Raw genomic sequence first — 25,409 nt, 5'->3', positions numbered from 1 at the left:
TGGTAAGAGAGGCTCGTATCGATGCAATTGCTATCGATACGAAATCAATTTATTTCGGGAGGTAGCAATATGGAGAAAGCATGTTTTGAATTAGAAAATATAGAAGTTGTTTATTTAGATAAAGAGGTATTAACAATCGAAAAATTAGCAGTGCATCAATTTGACCGCATAGGAATTGTTGGGAAAAACGGTGCTGGTAAAAGTACATTAATGAAATTGCTTGCTGGTAAGCTTGAACCAACGAGAGGAAGAGTAAAGCGTTATGTGGACTTCGGCTATTTTGAGCAAATGGCAGTACCAGCAGTGGTAGAGGCAGATGCCGCATTATTAGGAAAGTTAGCGGTTCCTAAATATTCTACACAGCTAAGTGGTGGCGAACAAACAAGACTAAAGCTAGCCCAATTGTTGTCAACTTATGAGGAAGCTTTGCTTATTGATGAACCGACAACGCATTTAGATCAAGCAGGTATTGCATTTTTACTGGATGAATTACGTTATTACTATGGGGCACTGCTAGTTATTAGTCATGATCGAGCTGTATTGGATGAGCTTGTAACAACAATTTGGGAAGTTGATGAAGGTAAGGTGCAGGTCTATTCGGGAAATTACAGTGATTATGCTGCACAAAAGCAACAACAGCGTGAGCAACAAAGCCAAGCGCATAGCCAGTATATAAAAGAAAAAAGTCGACTTGAAAAAGCAGCAGATGAGAAAATGAAAAAAGCTGAAAAAATTACGCAGGCAGGAGGCATGTCAAAAAGAGAAGCGAATGCACCAGCCAATCGCATGTTTATGACAAAGTCAAAAGGCACAAGTCAAAAGGCTATGCAGCGTGCAGCAAAAGCAATTGAACATCGACTAGAAAAGCTCCATGAGGTAGAGGCTGTACAACAAGAGCGAAAAATTGTTTTTCGACAATCAAAAGCATTAACAATGCATAATAAATTTCCGATTATGGCAGATAGATTAAATTTGCAAGTTGAGGATAAGGTGCTACTGGAGGAAGTAAGCTTTCAAATACCATTAGGTAAGAAAATAGCACTCACAGGTGGCAATGGTAGTGGTAAAAGTACATTGCTCCATTATATTTTTCATAAAGGTGAGGGGCTAATCATTTCACCAAAGGCAAAAATAGGCTATTTCCAACAAATGAGCTATCAGTTTACAAGCGATGAAACGGTTCTACAGTTTTTAAAAAATCGTTCAGAGTATGATGAGGGCTTATTGCGTAGTGTCCTTTATGCCATGCAATTTGTTGGAACAGATTTGCAAAAAAGTGTGCTATCTTTAAGTGGTGGGGAAGCTATACGCCTTCAGCTTTGTCAGCTATTTTTGGGAGAGTATAATATTTTACTATTGGATGAGCCAACCAATTTTTTAGATATTCCAGCGCTTGAGGCTCTTGAGCAATTTATTACTGCCTATGAGGGAACAATACTTTTTGTCACGCATGATCAAAACTTTATAGCAAATGTAGCAGACTTACAGTTTACCATTCGTCATAATAAAATATACTAGCAGGAAAGGTGCGATTCTTCTAATAGAATCGCACCTCAGACTGTAGACAAACTCAATGAATTTTGAGTTTGCCTACAGTCTTTTTTCTTTTACAATAAAATAAAGTAAAGCCGTTGATTTCCACTACGGGCGGACGCTTTCCGCGGGCGGGGTCGAGCTGCTTCCCTCGCTTCGCTCAGTCCAGGATCTCGACTTTCCCGCTTTTCCCGCAGGAGTCGCCACCCTTCGTTCCAATCAACTTCTACATAAAGAATTCCTTATTCATCTATTGATAAAAAGTACACTTTCGAGGTGATCAACCATGATGACAAAAAATCAAATCAATGAACGTGAACAATTAGAAATGCTAACGATTGATCAATTAGTTCCCCAAGATCATTTAGTGCGAAAACTAGAGGCGGCTATTGATTTTTCATTTATCTATCCTTTAGTAGAAAATCTCTACTCTGCTAAAGGACGCCCTAGTATTGATCCTGTTGTTCTCTTTAAAATGACGTTTATTCAGTACGTTTTTGGTATACGGTCCATGCGTCAAACCATCAAAGAAATTGAAACGAATATGGCGTATCGTTGGTTTTTAGGATTTGGCTTCCATACAGAAGTCCCGCATTTCTCTACCTTCGGTAAAAATTATGTCCGTCGCTTTCAAGACACTGATATATTTGAGCAGATATTCTATCGTATATTAAAAGAGATTATGCATCAAGGACTCCTCCATGCAGACCATTTATTTATCGATTCTACGCATGTGAAAGCGAGTGCGAATAAACGGAAGTATGATAAAAAGGTTGTACGAAAAGAAACACGGGCTTATGAAGAAAAACTTCAATTAGAGTTAAATATGGATCGTGAAGAACACGGAAAAAAGCCCTTTCCCCCGGAGAAGTTTGAAAAGGAAGAATGGAAAGAAATAAAGGAAAGCACGACAGATCCTGAAAGTGGGTATTACGTGAAGGATGAACGTACGAAGCAGTTTGCGTATTCCTTTCATGCAGCGACAGATGAAAAGGGCTTTGTCTTAGGTGCCATTGTGACTCCGGGAAATGTGCACGATAGCCATGTATTGCAGCCACTTGTTGAAAGAGTCATTCAAAACGTTCAAAAACCAATCGCTGTTGCGGCAGATGCAGCCTATAAAACACCAGCGATTACGAACTTTTTATTAGAGAATCAAATGTTGCCTGTTCTTCCGTATACACGACCTAAAACGAAAGATGGATTCTTCCGAAAGCATGAGTATATATATGACGAGCATTATAATTGTTATCTTTGCCCACAAGGGCAGATATTGAAGTATGCAACAACGACGAAAGGAGGATATCGGCAATATAAATCGAATCCTTTGATTTGTGCGAAGTGTCCAAACCTTTCCCAATGTACAGAAAGTAAGCATCATCAAAAACTCATTCAACGCCATATCTGGGAGTCATATGTGGAGGAAGCTGAACATTTACGCCATTCCTATGACATCAAACAAATTTATGCAAAGCGCAAAGAAACGATTGAGCGTGTCTTTGCCGATGCAAAAGAAAAGCATGGTATGCGATGGACAACCTTAAGAGGTCTGAAAAAATTGTCCATGCAGGCGATGCTTACTTTTGCTGCCATTAATTTAAAGAAACTGGCTACTTGGACGTGGCAAGTAGCTTAAGAGAGCAACTATGCTCGAAGAGTATGCTAGATTTGGTTGTATATAACCAAATCTATAAAAGAAATAGGAAGAAAAATGACAAAAGCCATCGAGAGTGAACCTCTCGATGGCTTTTGTCTACAGTCTGAGGTGCGATTCTTCTAATAGAATCGCACCTTTTTGTGCAAGAAGCCTAAACGAATCACAATACATTATTTTAAATTTTGTACTTATTGCGATAACTATATTTTGGAAAATAGGGATTTGCTATAATAATTATGAGAACAGGGGAAATGGAAGCTGCTAATTTTTAAGGAACGACCAACGAATTATTTTAAAGGAGGCATGGCTATGGCAATGAATGATGACATTGAGATTCTAGCAGTGGAGATAGCAAATGCGGCAAGAAAGTCCTTTTTGGAGCTTTTTAAAAGTGGTGAACGGTTTTATTATTGCACATTATATACTACTGGCGAAGGGCATGCGCCGAGCATTTCGGCTTGGTCGTGGGAGGCATTAGAGCGAGAGGCTGTTAAACAGGCAAGCCGTAGCAATAGATCACCATGTGAAATGGCTAATCTTCTGAAGTGGTCCTATGCAGATTCTCCCTATTGTTGCTTTGGTGAAGAAAATTTTACAGCTGTGTATAAATGCTTTGCGTAGCGACCATATATGTGGACGCTTGAAGAGGACGAATGGCAAGAAGAATTGCTACTGCGCTTAAAGGCAATGGAACTAGCCCTGAAAAAGCTTGCTAATGAGGAGTTATTCTCCCTCAATCAGCCAAGGGATTCTATATGCATTGTTGTGGAGATTATGCCACCAGAAGCAATTAATACACAAATAGCACTTCGATTAAACGATCCTTCCTCACCAGCTTTCCAGCAATGGCTGGAAGAAGCAGCAGAATAAACAGGAGGTACTTATGTGAAAATAATATATTGGATCATTAGCGGTATTTGTGTTTGTGTTGGATTAGCGATAGGTATTGTATTTTGGAAGGTGCAAAAAAATATGACGACAGCCGATCCTGAATATATTGTGCAATTTATAAAGGACAATCAAGAGGGTGGAAACATCTCATTAGCTATTCAGCACAATCAGCAGCCATGGATAGAGCTAAATACAGAAAAGCCTCTTGTTTTAGCAAGTACGGTGAAAATAATTGTAGCGATTGCCTATGCTCAACAGGCAGCAGATGGACGTATAAATCCTCAGCAGCAAATTTCTTTAAAGGATTTAGAAACATTTTACTTGCCTAGAACAGATGGTGGTGCACATAAAGCATGGCTAGCACAATTAAATCTTGATGGCAGAGATAGTGTACCGTTAAGTGAGGTAGCAAAAGGAATGATTGCCTATAGCTCAAATGCGAATACAGAATATTTAATGCATATACTAGGTCTTCAGGCTATTAATGATGTTGTAGTGCAACTGGATGTAGTGAAGCATGAACCATTATATCCAATGACAAGCGCCCTTTATATTCCTATGCAACTAATGGAAGAACAAGAGCTAACGCCAAAAGAGGCATTAATAGTTTTACAAGATATGGATAAATCTGAATATCACAGGAGGGCATTATCTATTCATAATCAATGGATCAAACATCCTTTGACAAATGAGGAGAAAGAAAAGGCGTTAAAATTGCTAAGCATGGATTTTCAAAAAGTATGGTCTGATCGTTTAGTCAAAGCTCCCACAAATGATTACATTGCTATTTTAGAAAAATTAAATCGTAAAAAATACTTTAGTGAGGATGTATATAAGTATTTAGATCCTGTGATGGAACAACTAATGGAGAATCCTGCAAATCAACAATGGCTAACACATGCAGGGCAAAAGGGAGGGTCTACTGCCTTTATTTTGGCAATGGCAGCTTATGCAGAGGATAAGGAAGGCAACCAAACGGAAATAGCCTTCTTTACTAATAATTTAACAACAATGGAGCAAATTAAGCTCTCAAATAGTATAAATAGCTTTCAATTAAAATTTCTAACAGATGATCAATTTCGTATACGTCTAAAAAAAGAATTATCTCAATAATAGACGGTGAAAATCCACTTAAATTTTTGTGATTTTCTCTACAAAACGTACGGCGGATTTTTATCATAGCTTATGAATGTTCATCAATTAAATGTTCCAAAAAATTAGCGAAGGTAGGGGCATACTCATAAATCATAGCATTCATTAAGTCATAGCACATAACCGGAAAATCCCCTTGCTCATCTTTAGACGAAGTATCAAAGAAATATAGTTCATCTGAATCTGGAACAAATATATCTAATCTATTTGGATATTGTCTGCACCAATCCTCATCAGCCAAATTTAGCCGATGAATATAGAGAAGATCGCTGTCATTTATATCTCGATAAGCTGGTAGGGATAATGTTAAAATATTCCCTCCATTAAGCTGTGCATTGCCATAATTTTTTAACCACCAGCAATAAGAGGGGGGAAGGTAAATCCTAGCTCTTGTTCAGCCTCTATAATCCAATTATCTTCAGCGCTATGCCCAAGAAACCATTTAATTGCTGTCGTATGTGCTAGTTTTTCAGCCAATCTATCATACATGGCAACTACCTCCTTTATTTTTAATAATAACCAATGTCTAACCTAAGTTAAAGAACAACTTTGCTCATGCACTGTAAGTACATTCTTTTCATCATTTGCATACTATAAGTTGAGAATGGACGGGAGGATTGAAGGAAATGTATCAACCTTATTATGGTAATTACTCGATGTACCATTATGGTTATCAACAGCCTGTTTATTGGGCTTATCCAAATCAAGTAGCGCAAAGGACGAACCATCATATGCGGCAGGATTATGGACCTGAGCCATTTGTTGTGGATATTGAAGAAACTACAAAGCACAATAAAAATTACCGTACAGCATTATGGACTGGATCACATTTGCAAGTAACTGTAATGAGTCTTGAGGTAGGAGAAGATATTGGCTTAGAGGTTCATCCACATGTCGATCAGTTTATTTGTATTGAAGAGGGGCATGGTGTGACTCAAATGGGACCTAGAAGAGATTATTTAAACTTCCAAAGAAATATTTCAGAAGATACAGCGATAATGGTACCAGCAGGAACTTGGCATAACGTGACAAATACAGGAAATAAGCCACTAAAGCTTTACACAATTTATGCACCGCCTAATCATCCAGCTGGAACAATTCATAGAACCAAGGCGGATGCTATTGCTGAAGAAGCGGGCTATGGGCAAAGAGCATAAAAAATAAAAGAAAGCGTGTTTTGATACAAACATGCTTTTTTTCTTGATATATTGTAGATAATAAAGCTCTTTAATGGAGGGTGATAAAGAATGAAATATTCAAAAGCAACAAATTATGCGTTACATACAATGGTTACTTTGACACTAACCGCTAAAGAAAAATCAATGAGCGTAGAGTCTTTAGCAGAAATGCAAAATCTATCCCCAACGTATCTTTCTAAAATTTTAACAAAGCTTGTAAAGGCAGGCTTAATTGAATCGAATCCGGGTGTGAATGGTGGCTATCGGATTGCTAAGCGTTCTCAGGAAATTTCCTTTTTAGATGTGATCTATGCGATTGAAGGGCAAACCTCATTATTTAGCTGTTCTTCTAACCATAATGATTGCCTTATTGAGCAAGTGATGGTGGATGCTGAAAATCAGATGAAAGAGGAACTGAGCAAGAAATTTATTGTAGATATTGCTCATAAGATGGATAGAATGTTTGAAGTGACGGATAGAGCGCCAAAAGTGATGGATAAAACATTTAAATCAACGGATAGTACACTCTTAAAATAAAAAAACAAAGATGTTGACGTTTATTAGAGTGACATGTTATTATTATCTCGAATTCAAGATAAATAAAATTAGGATAAATGAATTCGAACCTTTAGCTTTCGTCAGGAGGTACAATGATGGGTTTTTTTAATAAATTTTTTAGTTCAAAAAAAGAGGAGGAACAAACAATGGCAGAATTAAATATTGGTATTATTATCGGATCAACTCGTGAAGGTCGAGTAAGTCCTCAGGTAGCGCAATGGGTAAAGGAAATTGCAGATCAACGTGGTGACGCAAATTATACAGTGATTGATATTGCTGATTATAAATTGCCATTATTAGGCGAACCAGGACAAGATGCATCAGGTGCACAAGCTTGGTCAGAAATTATTGCTAAACAAGATGGCTTTGTCTTCATTGTGCAAGAATACAATCATTCTATTACAGGCGCTTTAAAAAATGCACTAGATTACTTACGTGAAGAATGGAATAACAAAGCTGCGGGTATTGTATCTTATGGCTCTGTTGGTGGTGCTCGTGCAGCAGAACATTTACGTGGCATTATGGGCGAGCTGTTAATCGCAGATGTACGTGTTCACCCAGCACTATCATTATTCACAGATTTTGAAAATGGTACAGACTTTAAACCAAAAGCTGTACAAGCAGATTCAGTAAACCAGATGCTAGATCAATTAATTCCATGGTCTAAAGCATTATATACAATTCGCTAGACACAAGTGGGAAAAAATAGTCATGATGAAAGGGCTTGTTAACATGAAAAAGCATACAGCGGGTATTCACCATATCACAGCTATTGTAGGGCATCCACAAGAGAATATTGATTTCTATGCAGGCGTGTTAGGTTTACGCTTAGTAAAACAAACAGTAAACTTCGATGATCCTGGCACATATCATTTGTATTTTGGCGATCAAGGTGGGAAACCAGGTACAATTATGACCTTCTTCCCTTGGGCTAATGCGTATCAAGGGCGTATTGGTGATGGTCAGGTCGGTGTGACAACGTATGTTGTACCAGAAGGAGCACTGCCTTTTTGGATTAACCGCTTAGCAAAGTTTGCGATACCTTTCCACAAAGCAGAACGTTTTGGTGAACAAGTTATTCAATTCGATGATCCACATGGCTTGCATATTGAACTCGTTGCACGTGCTGCAGGCGCAGTAAATGAATGGACATTTGGCGAGGTAACACCTAAAGTTGCAATTAAAGGCTTTGCCGGAGCTACTTTATATTCAAGTCATCCTGAAGAAACAGCAAAGGTTTTAACAGAGGTAATGGGTCTTGAGCAAGTAGCGGCAGAAGGCGACTATATTCGTTTCAAATCAAATGCAGATATTGGCAATACGGTTGATGTAAAAATGATAACAGGTTTACATGGTCAAATGGGCGTAGGAACGGTTCATCATATTGCATGGAGAGCCGAGGATAATGTAGATCATTTAGAGTGGCAAAAATATGTGATGAATCATGGGCAACATGTAACGGAAGTGAAGGATCGTAATTATTTTAATGCGATTTATTTCCGTGAGCCTGGCGAGATTTTATTTGAAATCGCTACAGACCCTCCTGGATTTGCTTATGACGAAACATCTGAAACGATGGGAAGTCAATTAATGCTACCACCTCAGTACGAGCAGCATCGTGAACAATTAGAAAGAACATTAATTCCAATTAAAGTGCGCGAGCTTGATTTCGATTGATCCTAAGAATAATTCAGAGCGCAAAAACTATAAATTACTCATTGGAAGTATTATTCCAAGACCAATTGCTTTTGTTACAACAAAATCAGAGCAGGGTGTTGTAAATGGAGCGCCATTTAGTTATTTTAATATCGTGTCATCTAATCCGCCTATGATTTCTTTAGCGATTCAAGGACCAAATGGACGCTTAAAAGATACAACTCGACATATCCATCATCGTCAGCAATTTGTTGTGCATATTGTAGATGAGGATAACGTGGAGCAGGTAAATGAAACAGCAGCATCCTTGCCTGTTACAGAAAGTGAGATTGAACGTACAAGCTTTACATTAGTGGATAGTCAGCAAATAACTGTTCCCGGTATTCAAGAGGCAAAGGTGCGCATGGAATGTCGCTTAGTACAAACAATTCCATTGATGAATGGTAAGGAGCAGACTGGCGATTTATTGATTGGAGAAGTTGTCCAATTTCATATAGATGAAACAATTTATCATGAAGGTTATATTGATCCAAGCAAATTACAAGCAGTTAGCAGGCTTGCAGGATCAAACTATGCAAAAATGGGTGAGGTTTTTGCGATAGAACGACCATAATAGTAACTGCTTAAATAATGGGAGCTGTTGGGAAAGTCAGTAGAAGCTGATGTCCCTAACAGCTCCTTTGTTTTTAGAAGTAACTAAAAATTACATATTTCTATATCAATTAGAATAAAATGGTATGGCGGAGCTTTTGATAAGCCTCTACCTCAATATCAATCTTTAAGTTAGGTTTGTTACAATTTTCATAGAATAATGTTTAGTAAAAATTCTATAGAAATACCATTATAAAAGAACTTTCAAATTGGATATGTTGATTTAAAGGGTTATAATAGATTTATAGAGTTGGCTTATACGCTGATAAAGCTTTCACAAGGATAAAATATAGACTTTTTAATTTGACAAAACATACAATTCACTTCCATCTATAGCTTCAAACAATAATTTTAAAGAAATATGAATTTCGTCTTATCTTAAAGATATATGGCTATACTTAATAAAGAGGAAATTTTTACATAAGAATGATGCGTATTGTTGTAAATCAATTTTGAGCGTGTAGCCCTAGGTAGCAGAGGCAGCGAGGCCATTTTGTAAAAGGAGTGAATCAATGAATAATTTTTTCCGAAGCCATGGCTTTAAACGTTTTATGCTTTTACTTGGCATTGCGGTTGCATTATATTTAATGCGTAGTATGATCAATATTATTTTGCTGACATTTATTATCACCTATTTAATGAATCAGCTTGCTACGAAAACAACAAAGAGTATGAAGAGATATGTACCGTTAAATGAAAAAGCAGTTACGGTAACCTTATACTTATTACTTGCTGGTGCAATTGTAGCAGTTATTTATAAGTATTTGCCGGTTGTAACACAGCAAATCACACAGCTTTTTGATCTTATAGCAAGCTTTAATGTTAATCCAGATGATAATGAGATTGCCAGATATTTAGCACCAACCTTTGAGAAAATTGAGCTTGGTAAATATTTAGAGCAGGGTGTAGATATAACTCTTAAAAATATTACGAATATTGGTAAAATCATTATGCAAATCTTGATTTCATTAATATTAAGCTTATTTATCCTACTAGAGAAGAAACGAATTATTGAATTTACAGCAAAGTTTAAGGATAGTAAGGTTGGACCTTTATATGATGAGCTTCACTATTTTTCAAAAGTATTTATTCGCTCATTTGGAAAAGTAATTGAGGCACAGTTTATTATTGCTGCTGTTAACTGTGTACTATCAGTGATTATGCTTTATATAATGGGCTTCCCACATTTAATTGCTCTTGGTATTATGATTTTTATTTTAGGGTTAGTGCCAGTAGCAGGTGTTATTATTTCATTAATTCCAATGAGTATTATTGCTTATAGCATTGGTGGCTTAATGTATATTGTTTATATTTTAGTGATGGTAACAGTGTTGCATGCGATTGAAGCGTATTTTTTAAATCCAAAGCTTATGTCCGCAAAGACGGATTTACCGATTTTCTATACATTTATGGTTATTCTTTTCTCAGAGCACTTCCTTGGTGTATGGGGACTAATCATTGGTATTCCACTATTTATCTTCCTGCTGGATGTGCTAGGTGTTAACTCCTCAGAGCCTCTGGAGCAGCAGCCTATACCAATACAAGAGGACAAATGATAAGCCATTATAAAAAGGAATCATCTACAATAAAGAGATGATTCCTTTTATTTTATAAGGGGGCAATAATTTGCGGTTTTTTCTTAATATAGCAATAAATCAGTAATGCCGTTACTCCCTCTACTACAGGGAAGGTCCACCAAATAGCTTGAGCGCCAAATAACTTTGGTAGGATAAATAGCGCTGGAATAAATAGAATAAAGCTTCGTAATAGCATAATCATTGTAGCAAGACGAATTTTCTCAATGGATTGGAAAAATTCCGCAAACACCATATTGATGCCTAAAAAGATATAGCCGATCGCAAAATAAGCAAAGCCTTGCGCTGCCATACTGCGAATTGCAAATGTGCTGTCGCCAAATAGAGCCATTAACTGAGAAGGAATAAGCATTGCTATAATCGATATTAATAGCCCTAGTATAAGGGCAGTCGCCACGCCAATTTTTAATAAGGCTGTTAACCGCTTCATTAATTTTGCACCATGATGGTAGCTAACTAATGGTTGCAGAGCCATACCAACCCCAAGAAAAATCATTAACAGCACTGTATGAATATAATTGACCATGGCATAGGCTGTGACACCCTTTGCGCCTAAATAGTGTAAAAAGGTTACATTATATAAAATAACAATTACAGCTACAGAAGCTTCAACGATAAAGCTTGGCAGTCCAATCGCAAAAATTTTCCTTAGGTCTGCTAGCTTAAAAAATGAAGTAACAAACTTTAGCTCAGATTGCGGTCGGAAAAAATGAAGACAAAGCACAGACATACCGATAATTGTAGCAATGGCTGTTGCTAAGGCGCAGCCTGTGACACCATAATCAAGCATAAAAATAAAGATATAGTTTAAGATAATATTTAAGACAGATGTTGTTATTAAACCAAGCATTGCCAGCTTTGGATTACCATCGTTTCGGATAAAAATACTTAAAAGATTTTCGATTGTATAAAATACACCAAATAGCAAAATAACATATAAATATTGCTGTACATATGGATACGTATCATCACTTGCACCAAATATATAGGAAATATCTTTTAGATTGAACAATAGTAGCCCAATAATAGTGAGCACAATAACAAGCATTGTTAGAAATGCCAATGTAAAAAGCTGATGCGCTCGCTGTTTATTGCCCTCGCCAAGAGAAATCGAGAAAAGCGTAGCACCGCCCATACCAATCCATAGAGAAATAGAAAGCAGAATAGAGAAAATAGGAACGGCAATATTGACTCCTGCTAAGGCTGTAGGTCCCACGCCATGGCTCACGAAAATACCATCGACTAAAATATTAACGGACATTAAGAACATACCAACCATGGCTGGGAATAAATATGATAAAAACAACGGCTTCAATGGTCTTGTTTCAATTGGATTAATGGTTGTCATGTCTATGCACCTCCAACACCATTACTTTTTCTCCTTTATCATCTAGCTCACCATTAAAGATAAATCCAAATTGTTGATAAAGTCGAATTGCTACAGCGTTGTTGTCGTAAACGCTTAAATAGATATGCTGACAGTTAAATTGTACTGTTAAATAATGAATAAGCTGTTGTAAAAAGTATTTACCTAAACCCTGCTTTTGATAACGCTCATCAATTAAATAGCGATCAAGCCAAATACGTTGACTGTGGTCGTCATGTGGGAATACCCCATACATAGCAAAGCCTACAGCAGTGTTATCCTTGTACAAGCCTAAAGGTGTGAAATGTCGATCCCTCTCTGCCTCTGCTAAACATTGGCTCGTTGTTTCGATAAAATGCTGTTGATTGTCAGCGATACATAAAGCTAAAATTTCCTGTTTGTTGAAAGCTGTAATGTCACGAATCTCCGTGAACATAAATGTCAAAACCTTTCTATTTTTAATGTGAATAGGTACAATCTAAAGTATATAGTTACTATATAGTCAAGGGAGGAAACTCAAAAATGCTTAATAAAAATGTAAAATATTTTACAACAGGGGAATTTGCCAAAATATGTAAGGTTAATAAACAAACATTAATTTATTATGATCAAATTGGCTTATTATCACCTACTATTAAGGACAGTAAAGGTTATCGCTATTATTCCCTTGCACAATATGATTTTTTTAGTGTCATTGAATTATTAAAAGCAGTAGGCATGTCCTTGAAAGATATTCAACAGTATATGGCAGAAAAATCACCTGAAAATTTTTTAGAATTAATGCATCAGCAAAAGGAGATTGTTGCAAAAAAGCGCCGAGAGCTAGAAATCATTGAGGGTATTATTGATGTCAAAATGAAAACAACAGAGGAAGCGTTACATCTTCACTTTGATGACATCACCATTGAATATTTTCCAGAGGCAACATTGTATTTAAGTAAAAATATCGAGAATTCTACGGAGGAGCAGTTTGTCAAGGCTGTAGCTGATTTTATTGAGGAGTTAGACCGCTCCCAGTTAGATACGGGCTATCCAATAGGGGGCATGACAACAAGAGAGCAAGTGCTAGCGGGTAATTATGATAATTATAGTTACTTATATATAGAGCAGCCACATCCAAGAGAAGGGCATCCTTATTTTAAAGCAATAGAGGGGCAGGTTATTATTGGCTACCATATAGGCCCCTCTAAAAGGCTTGGCGAAACATATAGCCGATTATTTAAGGTTATGCATGAGCAAGGCTATCAATTAGGTCAGTATGTTTATGAGGAATATATTTATGATGCTGTCATGAAGGATCGCGAAGAAGAGTATGTCACCAAAATTATGATGGAAGTACAAAAGATTCAATAAGCGCCTATAAGTGAGCCCTTTATCGTAGGTTGTCTTTTAGATGTCAGTAAAATATTCATATTTTTCTATTTCTTCTAATTTGGAAGCAGTTTTTGACGATATAGAAGTGAATTTATTTTGGTTCAGCAAATTCTTTTTGTATCGAAAGTGAAGCGTCAGCGGTAATTGCGCTGGGGCGTAATGGATAAGGACGGTGAAGCTTTATGTGGATGGAGCGTTGGCATAGCTTAATCGAACAATTAAAGCAGCAAGGAGCCTCTGTGCATCCTATTGATATTCAGCCTGTAGCGACGGAGCAAGAGCTACAGCAGGCTGAGGAGCAGCTTGGCATCCCAATTCCTACTGAGTTTCGTCAAATATTACAAAAATATGCTCAGCAAGTGAATCTCTACTGGTCTTTACCTGATACAGCAATTCTTCCTACTCAATTGACAGAGAAGCCTTCAGGTGATTTTGGATGGAGCTTGGCAGATTTATATTTTCCTGACTTTGGTGGCGAGGAGGAGCCAGATGAACAGCAATACTTACAATTTTACACAGCGCATAATGGAGATGCTGTGCTAATTAAGCTGAGGGATGAATCAATTTGGTATTGGAGCCATGAGGAGGATGAATTCGATTTTCTTGCACCAAGCTTCCATGCTTATGTCGATCATGTAACGACTTTAGGCTGTATCGGGGTGGATTGCGGGCAGCATCGCCAGTTTTGTGATGCTGCGGGCTTAAATCCACATTCAGCCATCTCACAAATTTGGTTACAGTGGTTTGAGCAATACAGAACGTCAAGCTTACAGCAGGCTAAAGCTAGCTTAGAATCCTTGCTTTTCTATGTTTCTATGCATGGTGTAAAAGATCCCGAGGTGCAGGAGGCTTTTTCATTATTCAATAAAGAACAAGTATATCAAGCATTGCGTCAAAAGCTTGAGCAAGATTCATCCTTATGGCATCAGCAAGCATGGAGCGATGTGCTAGTAAAGGTATGTGCAAATAAGGCTGAGCAGTGGGTGAGGGAGCTATGGCAAGGGAATAGCGACATAGCAGAGTCCCTGCGTGATTATTTAACAGTCTATTGCTTGCCAATAGAAGAGGGGCTAGCTTTAGTTCTTCAGGATATTGAAAAGGATAGGATTACTAGCTATACAGCCTTACATCGTCTACGCCATTTCCATCATCCAAGTGTTATCGATTGGATGAAAGACTATCTCGCCTTTCCAATCGATGGGTGGGATACATTGTTAGCGCAATCACAGCCAAGCGCAGAGCTATTACTTGAATGGTTAAACGGTCACGAAGTAGAGAGGCTTACTGCCATCCGAGCCATTGATTATATGATGCGTCAAGGAATTGTGCCAACAACTGATGTAGAAGCAGAAAAGTGGCAGTCGTTATTAGCATTTTGGGCAGAGCATGAGGTACTACGAAAAAATAAACAACTATTTAGCCATGCTTTAAATAGCTTGGATAGCTGGGTATTGAAACAATAGGGGGAGATAACTTGAATCATTTTACAATATTTGCTTCTAAAAATGATACACACGATATTGAGGATAAAATTTTAGAAACATTGGCGCAAGACTTGACAGTTGAAAAAAATGCTAGTAGCTATTTATTGAAATCGAGGGGGCTGTTTAAAAAGCATCGAGGTACTATTCATGTGATTACTGATGAGATAGACCCTGATTATTTCGCCAAAAATATTCCTGGAATGATGGGCTTTTATAACAATATTCCTTTTGAAGATGAACAACTAAAGGAACTTGTGATGATTCAAATATCTGTGTTCAACACAGTGATTGCAGTTGAGATGGATAAAGAAATAACAGATGACCATATGCAGCTATTAATAAAATTATTATCAAGTATAGGTGGTGTTGGCTTTTTACCAGAGGGTACTTTGCTTGATCAAAATGGCTCGGTTATTGTTTATTCTAATGGACAATCAGGGCCTTCGAACTTTAGACCCCATGCCTGTACAAAAATGATAAATGCCCAAGAGGTAACATCAGCACAAGGAGAAGCACGAAAAAATAACACGATTGCATTCTTAGCAGAGAAAGAGATACCTTATGTAGCATCATTGCCACAGCTGCCGCCAGTAGAGGACTGTGCTTTTAAAAGTCAGGAGGATATTGCTAAAAGGGCAGTAGCTTTATTAATTGCTATTCAATTTGCCTGTGATGTAGCACAAAACGGAAATATTGAGGATTCAAGAGAGTTCTTTCTAAATATGCTGCATAAGTATAATGTACAGCAATTTTTAACGGACAATGAAAAGAGCTTTCTGCAGGCACAATATCCAGATGCACAAGAGGCAGTAAATATTACATGGCAATATGAAGCCTATTGGACACTTATTTGGGCATTGGGTCTTGTAGAAACATTAGCATTTCCAGATGATATATGTAATTGTGAATATGCGATCCAGGCTGTTTCTCGCCATGAAACATTCGAGCAATTTTATGCCCAAACAGCTATGCGTAGTAAGGAAGAAATTTTGGATGAGGCTGATAAAATCTACCGATTACATTGGGCCTGTGTAAATAGTCGTATTAATGGTCAAACAGCGCCAGCAGCTTTAAATGAAAGTGTTGTAATGGAAAGGCGTAGAGGCTTATTTTGGTTAATTGGTTATCGCAATGAACAATGGGATACAATATCAATGGACACATAAATAGAAGAGCATCTCCATGCTAATTCAACAGGAGATGCTCTTCTATTTATTTATAATGATAGGTGCTTGTTCTAGCGTTGCGTTGAATTTGATTAAACCATGCACGATCTTTTTCCTCTTGCTGTAATGTTCCAATAATTGAGGAGGAGCAGCTTATGCAAATTTTTGCTTGTGTAATTTGCCCACATCTTTCACAAGGTGCACCTAAGTTAGGAAAGATGGCTGTTTTTAATTTTCCAGATTTCACCCATTTATATAGCAGCTCAGATGATACACCTGTTAAAGCGACAACTTCATCATTTGTTAAATAGCGATTATTTTTTCTTAATAAAAAATGATGTAACTCTGAAAATATATCTTCTTCTCTTACATCAATTCTTTTTTGAAATAGCAACATAACTATCCCTCTCCTCCTCACATTCATTAACTGCTGCAGACTGTTCATCATATCTATAATTTTCCCAGCGATTACGTGCAAGTTTACGATACTTTGGCGACACATGCTTATCGGCAATTAAGCGTGAAAATCCTCTTTTTGCCTCAGTAATATCACCAAGTCGAAGGCTTAATTCGGCATGTAAAAACTGAATTCTTTCCCCGCCCTCCTGATTGGATGCAAAGGATTTACTGTAAAAATCTCTAGCCGCAAAAAGATAACGTTTTTCGGACTCCTGATCATTTTTTAAACGATACAGCCACGCAATTTTTAAGGCGAAATTAGCCATTAGCAGTGCTTCCTCCATGGCTGCACGAGCCACTAAATAAGCGAGCTTAAAGCTAGTGATAGCATCATCAATAGTGCGCTCCTGACAGATGTTCATCGGCTTTTGAAGCTCTTTAATATATAATTCCTCAATTAGCAACATAAAGGGTCCATATGTTCGAGTCATTGATTTATGGTAGGCATAACCGCAATGTGGACATACGGCAACTTCGTACAGCAAAGGATTAAGGCCTTCATAAACAGGCATAAAATCAGATTGCTCCTCGATAATTTTATATCGATTAGGACGCACCTTATAGGTTGTAAAACGCTTTTTGCAACATTTACAATCCACATTACTTTCATAGTAATAAATGTTAAATGCCATAAGAATCAACTCCTTTTGCATGCCGTAGGATTTTATTTCTTTTGTTCTATTTATACGAATAAATTTATCGTTCAATATATTTAATTTCTTATCTTTTATTTTAACAATTCTGTGTGCTTTGGTATACTCCTTTAGAATTATTAAAATAAAAATAATTCTGATGCCATTAGTTAATTATTATTGGCAATATGCTTGTAACAGTATTTATCGGTGTTGCTAAAGCAAGTTACATAGTTTGAGAAAAGTTTGTCGAAATATGTACAAAAATTTAAAAGGACATTATAGAGAGTTTATTGTGATTTAGTGAAAATGAACTACAAATAAGGGAGAGCGTTTGAGATTGAAGCGAATGCTTGCGAAAGGAGAGTGAATACCCGCGGAGCTAGAAGAAATACTCGCGAAGTCAGGGTGAATAACCGTGAAGCTAGAGCGAATACTCATAAAGTTGGAGAAAATATTAAAGCTGGTATGATTCAAGACAAGAATCATACCAGCTTTATATTATGGCAAAATTGCAAATGAGCGTACAGGGAATCCAGATGCTTTTTCTGGCTTTGGTACGATATTAAAGATAATCGCGCCTCTTGTAGGGAGCTTATCTAAATTGGTCATAAGCTCAATTTGATAGGTGTCTTGCTCAAGTACAAAATATTCACCAGCAAGCTGTCCATTTTTACGAAAATCAACAGCAGAATCGGTATCGAATGTTTCATGCCCAATGGCACTCACTTTGCGCTCCTTGAATAAAAAGTGTAAAGCCTCTAAGCCCCAGCCTGGAATATGATTATGTCCATTTTCATCCGCATTATTAAAGGCTTCCTTATCAGGCCAACGTTTACTCCAATCTGTGCGCAGTGCCACAAATGCCCCTGCTTCAATCTCTCCATGCTGTGCTTCAAAATCAACAATGTCCTGAACTGTTAAGGTAAAATCGTGATTGTTCGCTGCTTCCTGTGATTTATCAATGACAATAAGGGGAAGAACAAGCTCTTTTAACTCTAATTCCTCTAAATAGCGTGTGTCACGCACAAAATGAATGGGTGGATCAATATGTGTACCATATTGACCTGGGAATGTGAATTGTTGGGCGAAAAAGCCATCATCATGAGAAAATAATGTTTCAAATTTTGCATCCTCAAACATAAAAAAATGCGGTGAATTAGGACCAAATGTATGTGTTAAATCGACCCATTGCTTAGATTTTAATAATTGTAATGCTTGTAAAAGTTCGTTTGACATCTAGTTCCCTGCTTTCTGTATGTAGTGGTAAATAAAGAAGCTTGCTTTTCCAGCTCCCTCTAATTCTCTTGATAAGAAAAGTAATATAAGAATTTTCAGATATAATGATTATCAATACTCTAACATATATTTTTATTGTTTACAACTTCGATAGGAATACAAGGATAATATTTTACCAATTCATATTTAATGTGATCCCACAGCAACCACTATTGATAAGGCGTATTTGGAAGCTATCTGGTGTATAGTTTGTTTCAAATTTCATTGTAATACCTGTGGATGTAATTAATTGTTCAACCTTTGCTTTATTGGAAAGCTGCGCTGCATTCATTAAATCATGAGCAAATTGCTGGGAGCTATTAATTTTATCTGTTAGTAATTGTGCTTGCTGCATGATTGCCTTTATTTGTGTAGCTGAATTTTTAAATTTATGTGTATCAACAGGTGGGAACGGATTAATAGCAAGCTGGTAGGCTGGATACTGATAGGCATAAAGAAAATACGGATAAGAATTGTAATACAAAGCAATTCCTCCTATCCTATAACTGATATCTTATCTTATGTGCCATAATGGTTTTAGGTGTTTTGATAAAGGGAGGCGAGCTGTATGATAAATATTCGTCAATATATTGAAAGCGGTTTTCAGGCTTATTACGACCGATATTCTCATATTTCTGATGAGGGCTTTTGTAGATGGATGCGCCCAAATGTGCCTGAGGAAATGAAGGTAATGGATATTGATGGGGAATGGTCAGTTTGGAAATTAATTTCTTCTCAAGTAACAGAGCAAGATATTCAAGGCTTAGAAAAAGAATTTGACTTGAAATTTCCGCAGTGGTATAAAGCATTTATTTCAACATACCATCATTATTTTGATCATATACCTGAACAAGGCGTACATAATCCTTTGGATAGTATTCGAGATATGTATAATCCTACATTATGTCAGCTAGGCTACTTACCGTTTTGCTGGGATGCAGAATACGGTTGTATTTTTTGTATAGATGTAAATCATTTAGAGGATGAAGAAGGCTGTGCTATTTATGAGATTGATCATGAAATGTTATTTGATGAAGATATCGATATCCAAGCATCGTTAAAATATCTTTATCCTAATTTTAAAGCTTATTTTGACCATACCTTCTTAGATGTATAAAAGGAAGCTGTGGCATTTTATTAAAGGTCAAGCTATAGGCTGAAACCATTTAAAATAGTGAATTCTTACGTAAACAAAATGCTAAATTTAGCAATCGCTATCAAATAATTTGATTCCTTCTCCGTTATGATAAAGATGAGGTGAGTGATATGGAGTATAGTCAAGCAACACAGCGAACTATTGCTTATATTGAAGAACAATTATTGGAGGAAATTTCATTTGACTGTCTGCCAGGCAATGCGGGCTATTCAAAATACCATCTTAGCCGTATTTTTAAGCAAGAAACAGGGATGACGATTGGTGAATATATAAGAATGCGTCGACTTGCTATGGCTGCAAGTTATTTGCTGTACTCCAATGCATCAATCGTAACGATCGCTGTTACACTTCAATTTCAATCACAAGAAGCATTTACAAGAGCCTTTAAAGAGGTTTATGCTTTGCCGCCAGGAAAATATCGGAAATTGATGCAATCATTAAATATGATGGAGGAGGAAAAGTTGGTGGAATCAAGTGAACAAGTTAAGGGGTGGACGTTGAGTGGTGCAAATCCAGAATTATATCAATTCCATACAGATGATCAAGTATTTCATTCAGGAAAGCGGTCAGGTGTATTATATTCCACAACCGCAAATGCAAATAACGGGCAATTTGCTACAATGATGCAAGGCTTTCTTGCAGCAGGCTATAAGGGGAAGCGACTGAAAATGTCCTGCTACTTAAAGACGGTAGATGCAGCCAAATGTGGTGCGTGGATGCGGATTGATAACAGTATGGGAGATACAATTCAATTTGATAATATGGATCAACGTGCTGTTACAGGGACTACTGACTGGAATCATTATTCAATCGTGTTAGATGTGCCTGAAGAAAGTGATTCCATTTATTTTGGTGTCTTGTTAATTGGCTCTGGTAAAGTTTGGGCAGATGGTTTTCGTTTGGAGGAGGTTGACGAGAAAGTGCCATCGACAAATATGCTAACGCAAACATCTTTGCCAAAACACCCAGCTAATTTAGATTTTCAGATGGAATAAAGTGTTGCTGTTAATATCATAAAAAAGAATCTTCAAAATAATGAATAAAATAAGGGACTAGAAATTGAATTACCTCTAAATATTACTAGGCTCAACACCAAAGTTTATGCTTGCCACTCTGGCGGCTCTACTGACACTTGAAATCTAATTATAGAGGGAGGTGTGATGAGTATTTCTATCACTGTTAAACGAATATTTGTTTCTGCTATTTCCGCAATCATCATTTCAATGTTTGCAGTTGGAGGAAGCACTATAGCAACTTTTTTGTTCTATAAACTAGATAAAGAGTCATTTGGGAATATCATTTCAACATCACGAATAATATGGTTTTTCATAATATTTATCTTATCTTTTTTCTTTATATTTTATGAAGTGGATAAGAAGAATTGATACCACTCGACAACTAATTTATATAGTTACCACGAATGTTGAAAGATATGAAAAAGTAATAATTAGCATGATTGAATAAAAAGGAAATGTTAGTAAATCAAAAGAATAGATAAAACGTATTGATTGCCTCTAATTTGTTAAAGCTAACAAAGAGGAGGTGTGAAATGATGACACAAGAAATTCTTTGTGAGGTCAATAACTGCACATTTTGGGACGCTGGTAACAAATGTACAGCAGAAAAAATTTATGTTGTTAGCCAAAAGGGAAAACAAGCTTCCAATAGTGAGGAAACAGACTGTAAAACATTTGAACCTGAAACGCATTAATGCATAAAAGGGTAGCCAGTTATATGGTTACCCTTTTCCCTTATTCTTATGAATACATATCTACCTTTTCTTTGCTAAATAAAAGTGCATGAGCATTTTTCACTTTTTCCTCTACATAATCTAATGAGTATTGTCCAGTAGAATCCGTTAAATCACTAATGGCTCGAGCTAAATTATCAATGATTGGAATCAGTTTATGCATGTCAGTTCGATACCTGTCTTTATGCATCTCGTCCGTAATTTCATAAGCAAGACGCTGTATGTTCCGTAAGCGCAATTTTTTAGGTTGCATTGAATCCTCCTTGTGAAAGCAATTTATGATGTTTCAATATATGACTTGCCATGTAATTTCATGAATGTAGTGGGGGAGCTTTTCAAGTGAACTCGAAAAAATCCGAACGCAATTACGCTGGAGCGTAATTGATTAACAATTGATACACATTATTTAAAAGGTGCTGTTATTTCATCCAAAAAACCACTAACGATCGTAGCAGGTATGAGTATAGCATTTATCGACCCATTGTTGTTTGATTTAAAAAGTTATCTTATACAGATGAAGCTACAGAGCTAAAGAGAAGATCAAGTCGAGATGTTATGGAAAGAGGGACAGATATCAATTATTTAAGGCAGTCACATAATGAACGACGTATTCAGTATGAATTGTTTATACATCTGTATTGCCAGTATTTCGATATTGTAATCAAAGCAGCGGATGATAATCCTTATATTGAAAAAATACATTAATAAATTTTTCTTAGTATTGAAATTTGACACGAACGGTAGCATGAACAGGAATTTGTCCCTGTTCTATAGGTGTAAATCCTGAGGAATCAGCCATGGAACGATAAAGAATAGGCGTATTAGCCTGCTCCTCTGTAATTTCAATGGGAAGTGGTGGCAATGCGATACGCATAGTATCCGCAATGGTTTTTGCTTTGATTTGTGCATCATGAAGAGCTAAGGTTAACGCTTGCTGATAATAAGCATCCATCTGATTCACGTTGAATTGGATATTGGCAATACGGTTAGCACCATTTTCGATAGCTGTATCAATAATGAAGCCAATATTATCTAAATCGGAAGTGTTCACAATAATTGCATTTATAACTTCATAGCCATTAAAAATCTGTTGACCATCCTCATAGTTGTACAGCGGTGTAATTGTATATGTAGCTGTTTGAATATCTTCCCTTGGAACACCTAGCGCTACTAATGCTTGAATAACTTGCCTCATTATTGTGGCATTATCTTGTTGAGGCTGCTGAACATTTTTTCCCCGTGTCTGGACTTCAATTTGTAGCTGGGAAGAAGTTGGAGCAGCCATTACCTGTCCATTGCCAGTGACAGTAATTACCCGTGATGGCTGCTGAGTTTGTACATAGTACATAGAATCCCTCCTTTTATAAGATCATTATTCATGCTATGCGAAAGCTTGTTATTTGTTTAGCCTTGTTAATAATTTATTATGAAGCTTTGTTAGGACAAGCAATGCTAAAATAGTTCCCAACAGGGCTAAAAACATGTCCCATTGTGCATCCCAACGATCACCCTGCATCCCTAAAAAATCCTTCGCTCCCTTGCTGCCCTTAGAAATTCTTGTGCTTAGCCATTCAATGATTTCATAAAGGGCAGCAATAGCGAGCACAATACTAATTGTGATACCTGTTAACCAAGCACCTTTTGTAAGAGGTGTCTTACGAATTAATATTTCCCTGATAACAATCGCTAATAAACCTTTTAAAAAATGGCCGAAGCGATCATAATGATTGCGCTGTAAATGAAATTCATCCTTTATCCAATTAAAAAGTGGAACTTCTGAATACGTATAATGTCCACCAATAAAAGTAAGAATAGCTAATAAAGCAATAATAAAATAAGACAATGTGGTGAAGCGGAATTTACGATAGAGGGCAACTACTATAATGATTGCAATTATGCCAGGGCTGACTTCAGCAAGCCAATCAAGGTAGGAAGATGGTTGAATAACAGACCAAATAAAAACCAGTAACACAATAATAAGTAGAGTGACATGTATTTGTAATTGTTTATGATGATTCATGCTGGCACGCTCCCTTTATCCTTAGTATGGGAAAGGGCTAATAGGCTTATTCAGCGACGAAAAGAAAAGCGTCTAGTCCACACCGACGCTTTTGTAATAACCTATTTAAATCATTTTTAGTAATGCTTCCACACCTGCCATGCCCTCTGTAATTCCAAGCTGCTCTGCTTCATAAGTAACCGATTCTAATGGAGCTGTTAACAACTCATCAATTGTTTTTACTCCTACTGCGCGACCAGCAATGATTTTCCGATCAACTAAGCGGCTATTTAATAAGCCAACATCAAGTGCTCCACACATAATGTAGCCTGTATTATTCGAAATGGTTAGTAGTGTTGTTTTAGGTAATTGAACAGTTACTGCAGTGAAAAAATGACCTTTAATCATAATAGGCTCAATAATCACCATCAAAATCACTCCCTTTCTTTATATACATATGGAAGTGACAAGTAAGGTGTTCAACATTTTCTTAAAAAATTAAAAGATTACTGTCGATGTTGAATAAATGTCCATATATAAGCGATGCCACTCGCTGTAAATAGGAGTGCAAGCAATGTCCAGCCATTGAAAAAAATAGCATTTGAATAGGTGTTTAGCAGAGGAATTTCAGCAATCTCCGTAACGGAATGATTATGTTGGAAAATAAATAATCGTAATGCTTGGGCTTCTTTAAACGTAAGCCAATAAATCACACTTGAAAAAACTAATAAGCAAATCATCATTAAATAAAATTGTACAGTCTTGAACATTTTTCTAGCTAACATAATAGCAAGCTTAAAGGTTCCTATTATTGAAATTATCAAAAAGGGCGTTAAAAAGATAAGGGGGAAAAGCCCTGGATTGCCATTGCTAATGGAAGATCGCTCTAGCAAAACAGGACCCGTCAAAACATTGATTAAAGCAAAAATGATAGCGGTTATAATAATGCTAATGAAATAAAAAACTACTAATAATTTATTCATGCCACTCCCTCCCAAAACCATTATACAATAGCAGGGCGGCTAAACCTTCACAAGTATAATTCACTGCAATTCGCAAATAGTAAGTTGACGGAGTTTTGTGAATTTGAACTTGGGAGGTGATGCTATGACACGTTTATATGTATTGGTATTGACGATTTGCTTGTTAATCATCTCGGGCATTTTTGTAGGGCAGAAAAGCCATGCTGATAAAGGTCGACATTATTATGAGGAAACAGGTGAGGTTGTGTGGGATATTCGCACACAAGATAAAATTATTGCGCTTACCTTTGATGATGGACCGCATCCTGAATACACTGCGGCAGTGCTGGATTTATTGGCAAAATATGATGCAAAAGCGACCTTTTTTATGATTGGCAAAAATGCTGAAAAATATCCAGACCTTGTTTTACGTTCTTATACAGAGGGGCATGAATTAGCAAATCATACGTATACACACCCATTTAAGGCTTCCATCAATAAACTGCGAGAAGAGCTTCGACAAACAAATAATACGATTTATAGTATTACTGGATTTTCCCCAGTTTTATTCCGTCCTGTTGGTGGAAACTATACAGATGCGATGATTAATGCTGCTGTAAAGGATGGCTATCAGGTTGTTATGTGGTCTTGGCATCAAGATACACAGGATTGGAAGCAGCCAGGCGTAAAGAAAATCATTCAAAAGGTGATGAAGGGGACAAAGCCTGGGGACGTTATTTTATTTCATGATGGTGGTGGAGATCGTACACAAACGATTAAGGCACTTGAAGAAATAATCCCTGCTTTAAAAAAGCAAGGCTATACATTTGTCACAGTATCCGAGTTGATTAAAAGTAAACAGCAGCAAGAGCAAGTCCAGTAAGTGAAAGGGCGTGTCTGATCAAGTATTGT

The 25,409-nt window shown here is 36.9% G+C and carries 29 protein-coding genes and 2 pseudogenes; 18 read left to right on the top strand and 13 right to left on the bottom strand.

The features are described 5' to 3' along the window. Positions 1 to 69: 69 nt before the first annotated feature. From MHB42_RS18985 to MHB42_RS18970, 4 genes and pseudogenes are all read left to right on the top strand, one after another. Positions 70 to 1,518: an Msr family ABC-F type ribosomal protection protein gene (locus tag MHB42_RS18985; RefSeq protein ID WP_340808125.1), complete on the top strand. Its 1,449-nt coding sequence runs from the start codon at positions 70 to 72 to the stop codon at positions 1,516 to 1,518. 301 nt (positions 1,519 to 1,819) lie between these two features. Further along, on the top strand, positions 1,820 to 3,169 hold the full coding sequence (locus MHB42_RS18980) for an IS1182 family transposase (RefSeq protein WP_340803925.1): 1,350 nt from the start codon (positions 1,820 to 1,822) through the stop codon (positions 3,167 to 3,169). Positions 3,170 to 3,493: 324 nt separating this feature from the next. After that, positions 3,494 to 4,060 (top strand): annotated as a pseudogene (locus tag MHB42_RS18975) (DUF4303 domain-containing protein). A gap of 15 nt (positions 4,061 to 4,075) precedes the next feature. Beyond that, positions 4,076 to 5,194 (top strand): serine hydrolase, encoded by a 1,119-nt coding sequence (locus MHB42_RS18970; protein WP_340808123.1) that lies wholly within the window; start codon positions 4,076 to 4,078, stop codon positions 5,192 to 5,194. Between the two features lie 70 nt (positions 5,195 to 5,264). Here the strand turns inward: MHB42_RS18970 and MHB42_RS18965 are convergent, their stop codons facing one another. Together MHB42_RS18965 and MHB42_RS18960 are read right to left on the bottom strand one after the other, a co-directional pair. Continuing rightward, positions 5,265 to 5,615, bottom strand: coding sequence for an SMI1/KNR4 family protein (locus MHB42_RS18965; RefSeq protein ID WP_340808645.1), 351 nt, complete (start codon positions 5,613 to 5,615; stop codon positions 5,265 to 5,267). Continuing rightward, positions 5,582 to 5,722, bottom strand: coding sequence for a sugar kinase (locus tag MHB42_RS18960; protein WP_340808122.1), 141 nt, complete (start codon positions 5,720 to 5,722; stop codon positions 5,582 to 5,584). The genes MHB42_RS18965 and MHB42_RS18960 overlap by 34 nt, the downstream gene beginning before the upstream one ends. Before the next feature lie 137 nt (positions 5,723 to 5,859). Between MHB42_RS18960 and MHB42_RS18955 the strand changes: the two genes are divergently transcribed. The 6 genes from MHB42_RS18955 to MHB42_RS18930 all read left to right on the top strand — a co-directional run bounded on the left by MHB42_RS18955 (position 5,860) and on the right by MHB42_RS18930 (position 10,832). Then, positions 5,860 to 6,390, top strand: a complete 531-nt coding sequence (locus MHB42_RS18955; RefSeq protein WP_340808121.1) for a cupin domain-containing protein — start codon at positions 5,860 to 5,862, stop codon at positions 6,388 to 6,390. 90 nt (positions 6,391 to 6,480) lie between these two features. Continuing rightward, positions 6,481 to 6,948 carry an RrF2 family transcriptional regulator gene (locus MHB42_RS18950; protein ID WP_340808120.1) on the top strand — a complete coding sequence of 156 codons (468 nt, stop codon included), beginning with the start codon at positions 6,481 to 6,483 and terminating at the stop codon, positions 6,946 to 6,948. A 116-nt stretch (positions 6,949 to 7,064) separates the two neighbouring features. Continuing rightward, positions 7,065 to 7,658: an NADPH-dependent FMN reductase gene (locus MHB42_RS18945; RefSeq protein ID WP_340808644.1), complete on the top strand. Its 594-nt coding sequence runs from the start codon at positions 7,065 to 7,067 to the stop codon at positions 7,656 to 7,658. 43 nt (positions 7,659 to 7,701) lie between these two features. Beyond that, the gene (locus tag MHB42_RS18940; protein ID WP_340808119.1) at positions 7,702 to 8,646 is read left to right on the top strand and encodes a ring-cleaving dioxygenase; all 945 of its coding nucleotides are present in this window, start codon (positions 7,702 to 7,704) and stop codon (positions 8,644 to 8,646) included. Further along, positions 8,633 to 9,238, top strand: coding sequence for a flavin reductase family protein (locus MHB42_RS18935; RefSeq protein ID WP_340808118.1), 606 nt, complete (start codon positions 8,633 to 8,635; stop codon positions 9,236 to 9,238). Before MHB42_RS18940 ends, MHB42_RS18935 begins: the two co-directional genes overlap by 14 nt. Positions 9,239 to 9,788: 550 nt before the next feature. Next, a complete protein-coding gene (locus MHB42_RS18930) occupies positions 9,789 to 10,832 on the top strand; it encodes an AI-2E family transporter (RefSeq protein WP_340808117.1) in 1,044 nt (347 codons plus the stop codon). 52 nt (positions 10,833 to 10,884) lie between these two features. On the opposite strand, the gene MHB42_RS18925 is transcribed toward MHB42_RS18930, so the two are convergent. Both MHB42_RS18925 and MHB42_RS18920 read right to left on the bottom strand, forming a co-directional pair. Continuing rightward, positions 10,885 to 12,219: an MATE family efflux transporter gene (locus MHB42_RS18925; RefSeq protein WP_340808115.1), complete on the bottom strand. Its 1,335-nt coding sequence runs from the start codon at positions 12,217 to 12,219 to the stop codon at positions 10,885 to 10,887. Further along, complete coding sequence (locus MHB42_RS18920) at positions 12,206 to 12,673, bottom strand: GNAT family N-acetyltransferase (RefSeq protein WP_340808114.1); 468 nt, start codon at positions 12,671 to 12,673, stop codon at positions 12,206 to 12,208. The genes MHB42_RS18925 and MHB42_RS18920 overlap by 14 nt, the downstream gene beginning before the upstream one ends. A gap of 86 nt (positions 12,674 to 12,759) precedes the next feature. On the opposite strand from MHB42_RS18920, the gene MHB42_RS18915 reads away from it, so the two are divergent. The 3 genes from MHB42_RS18915 (at position 12,760) to MHB42_RS18905 (ending at position 16,261) form a co-directional block, all read left to right on the top strand. Continuing rightward, entirely contained in the window at positions 12,760 to 13,590 is an 831-nt protein-coding gene (locus MHB42_RS18915) for a MerR family transcriptional regulator (RefSeq protein WP_340808113.1), read from the top strand. Positions 13,591 to 13,793: 203 nt separating this feature from the next. After that, the gene (locus MHB42_RS18910; RefSeq protein ID WP_340808111.1) at positions 13,794 to 15,074 is read left to right on the top strand and encodes an SMI1/KNR4 family protein; all 1,281 of its coding nucleotides are present in this window, start codon (positions 13,794 to 13,796) and stop codon (positions 15,072 to 15,074) included. An 11-nt stretch (positions 15,075 to 15,085) separates the two neighbouring features. Further along, on the top strand, positions 15,086 to 16,261 hold the full coding sequence (locus tag MHB42_RS18905) for a DUF4272 domain-containing protein (RefSeq protein ID WP_340808110.1): 1,176 nt from the start codon (positions 15,086 to 15,088) through the stop codon (positions 16,259 to 16,261). Positions 16,262 to 16,307: 46 nt separating this feature from the next. Here the strand turns inward: MHB42_RS18905 and MHB42_RS18900 are convergent, their stop codons facing one another. The 4 genes from MHB42_RS18900 to MHB42_RS18885 form a co-directional block, all read right to left on the bottom strand. Beyond that, positions 16,308 to 16,658, bottom strand: coding sequence for a hypothetical protein (locus MHB42_RS18900; RefSeq protein WP_340808108.1), 351 nt, complete (start codon positions 16,656 to 16,658; stop codon positions 16,308 to 16,310). Beyond that, positions 16,633 to 17,352: a DUF2225 domain-containing protein gene (locus MHB42_RS18895; protein ID WP_340808107.1), complete on the bottom strand. Its 720-nt coding sequence runs from the start codon at positions 17,350 to 17,352 to the stop codon at positions 16,633 to 16,635. Before MHB42_RS18895 ends, MHB42_RS18900 begins: the two co-directional genes overlap by 26 nt. A 501-nt stretch (positions 17,353 to 17,853) precedes the next feature. Beyond that, the gene (locus tag MHB42_RS18890) at positions 17,854 to 18,591 is read right to left on the bottom strand and encodes a cyclase family protein (protein ID WP_340808106.1); all 738 of its coding nucleotides are present in this window, start codon (positions 18,589 to 18,591) and stop codon (positions 17,854 to 17,856) included. A gap of 172 nt (positions 18,592 to 18,763) precedes the next feature. Further along, positions 18,764 to 19,114 (bottom strand): hypothetical protein, encoded by a 351-nt coding sequence (locus MHB42_RS18885; RefSeq protein ID WP_340808105.1) that lies wholly within the window; start codon positions 19,112 to 19,114, stop codon positions 18,764 to 18,766. 84 nt (positions 19,115 to 19,198) lie between these two features. Between MHB42_RS18885 and MHB42_RS18880 the strand changes: the two genes are divergently transcribed. The 3 genes from MHB42_RS18880 to MHB42_RS18870 all read left to right on the top strand — a co-directional run bounded on the left by MHB42_RS18880 (position 19,199) and on the right by MHB42_RS18870 (position 21,497). Next, entirely contained in the window at positions 19,199 to 19,747 is a 549-nt protein-coding gene (locus tag MHB42_RS18880) for an SMI1/KNR4 family protein (RefSeq protein WP_340808103.1), read from the top strand. 149 nt (positions 19,748 to 19,896) lie between these two features. Then, entirely contained in the window at positions 19,897 to 20,781 is an 885-nt protein-coding gene (locus tag MHB42_RS18875; protein WP_340808101.1) for a helix-turn-helix transcriptional regulator, read from the top strand. A 557-nt stretch (positions 20,782 to 21,338) separates the two neighbouring features. Further along, on the top strand, positions 21,339 to 21,497 hold the full coding sequence (locus tag MHB42_RS18870; protein WP_340808643.1) for a DUF1540 domain-containing protein: 159 nt from the start codon (positions 21,339 to 21,341) through the stop codon (positions 21,495 to 21,497). Between the two features lie 46 nt (positions 21,498 to 21,543). Here MHB42_RS18870 and MHB42_RS18865 read toward each other — a convergent pair whose 3' ends face one another. Further along, on the bottom strand, positions 21,544 to 21,789 hold the full coding sequence (locus tag MHB42_RS18865; protein ID WP_340808100.1) for a group-specific protein: 246 nt from the start codon (positions 21,787 to 21,789) through the stop codon (positions 21,544 to 21,546). Positions 21,790 to 21,924: 135 nt separating this feature from the next. On the opposite strand from MHB42_RS18865, the pseudogene MHB42_RS18860 reads away from it, so the two are divergent. Further along, positions 21,925 to 22,241, top strand: a pseudogene (locus MHB42_RS18860) (phosphoribulokinase); the annotation flags it as partial. Between the two features lie 10 nt (positions 22,242 to 22,251). Here the strand turns inward: MHB42_RS18860 and MHB42_RS18855 are convergent. From MHB42_RS18855 to MHB42_RS18840, 4 genes are all read right to left on the bottom strand, one after another. Beyond that, positions 22,252 to 22,884 (bottom strand): SIMPL domain-containing protein, encoded by a 633-nt coding sequence (locus tag MHB42_RS18855; protein ID WP_340808098.1) that lies wholly within the window; start codon positions 22,882 to 22,884, stop codon positions 22,252 to 22,254. 48 nt (positions 22,885 to 22,932) lie between these two features. Then, on the bottom strand, positions 22,933 to 23,556 hold the full coding sequence (locus MHB42_RS18850; RefSeq protein ID WP_340808096.1) for a DUF2238 domain-containing protein: 624 nt from the start codon (positions 23,554 to 23,556) through the stop codon (positions 22,933 to 22,935). A 105-nt stretch (positions 23,557 to 23,661) separates the two neighbouring features. Then, on the bottom strand, positions 23,662 to 23,964 hold the full coding sequence (locus MHB42_RS18845) for a YunC family protein (RefSeq protein ID WP_340808094.1): 303 nt from the start codon (positions 23,962 to 23,964) through the stop codon (positions 23,662 to 23,664). A 77-nt stretch (positions 23,965 to 24,041) separates the two neighbouring features. Beyond that, positions 24,042 to 24,518 (bottom strand): hypothetical protein, encoded by a 477-nt coding sequence (locus tag MHB42_RS18840; protein ID WP_340808092.1) that lies wholly within the window; start codon positions 24,516 to 24,518, stop codon positions 24,042 to 24,044. A 124-nt stretch (positions 24,519 to 24,642) separates the two neighbouring features. On the opposite strand from MHB42_RS18840, the gene MHB42_RS18835 reads away from it, so the two are divergent. Further along, positions 24,643 to 25,380, top strand: coding sequence for a polysaccharide deacetylase family protein (locus MHB42_RS18835; RefSeq protein ID WP_340808091.1), 738 nt, complete (start codon positions 24,643 to 24,645; stop codon positions 25,378 to 25,380). The last annotated feature ends 29 nt before the right edge of the window (positions 25,381 to 25,409 follow it).

Origin of the sequence: Lysinibacillus sp. FSL K6-0232, from assembly GCF_038008325.1 — a bacterium.
Taxonomy (GTDB): Bacteria; Bacillota; Bacilli; order Bacillales_A; family Planococcaceae; genus Lysinibacillus.
Note: the sequence above shows the minus strand (reverse complement) of the source record. Positions and strands in the feature narration are given on the sequence as shown.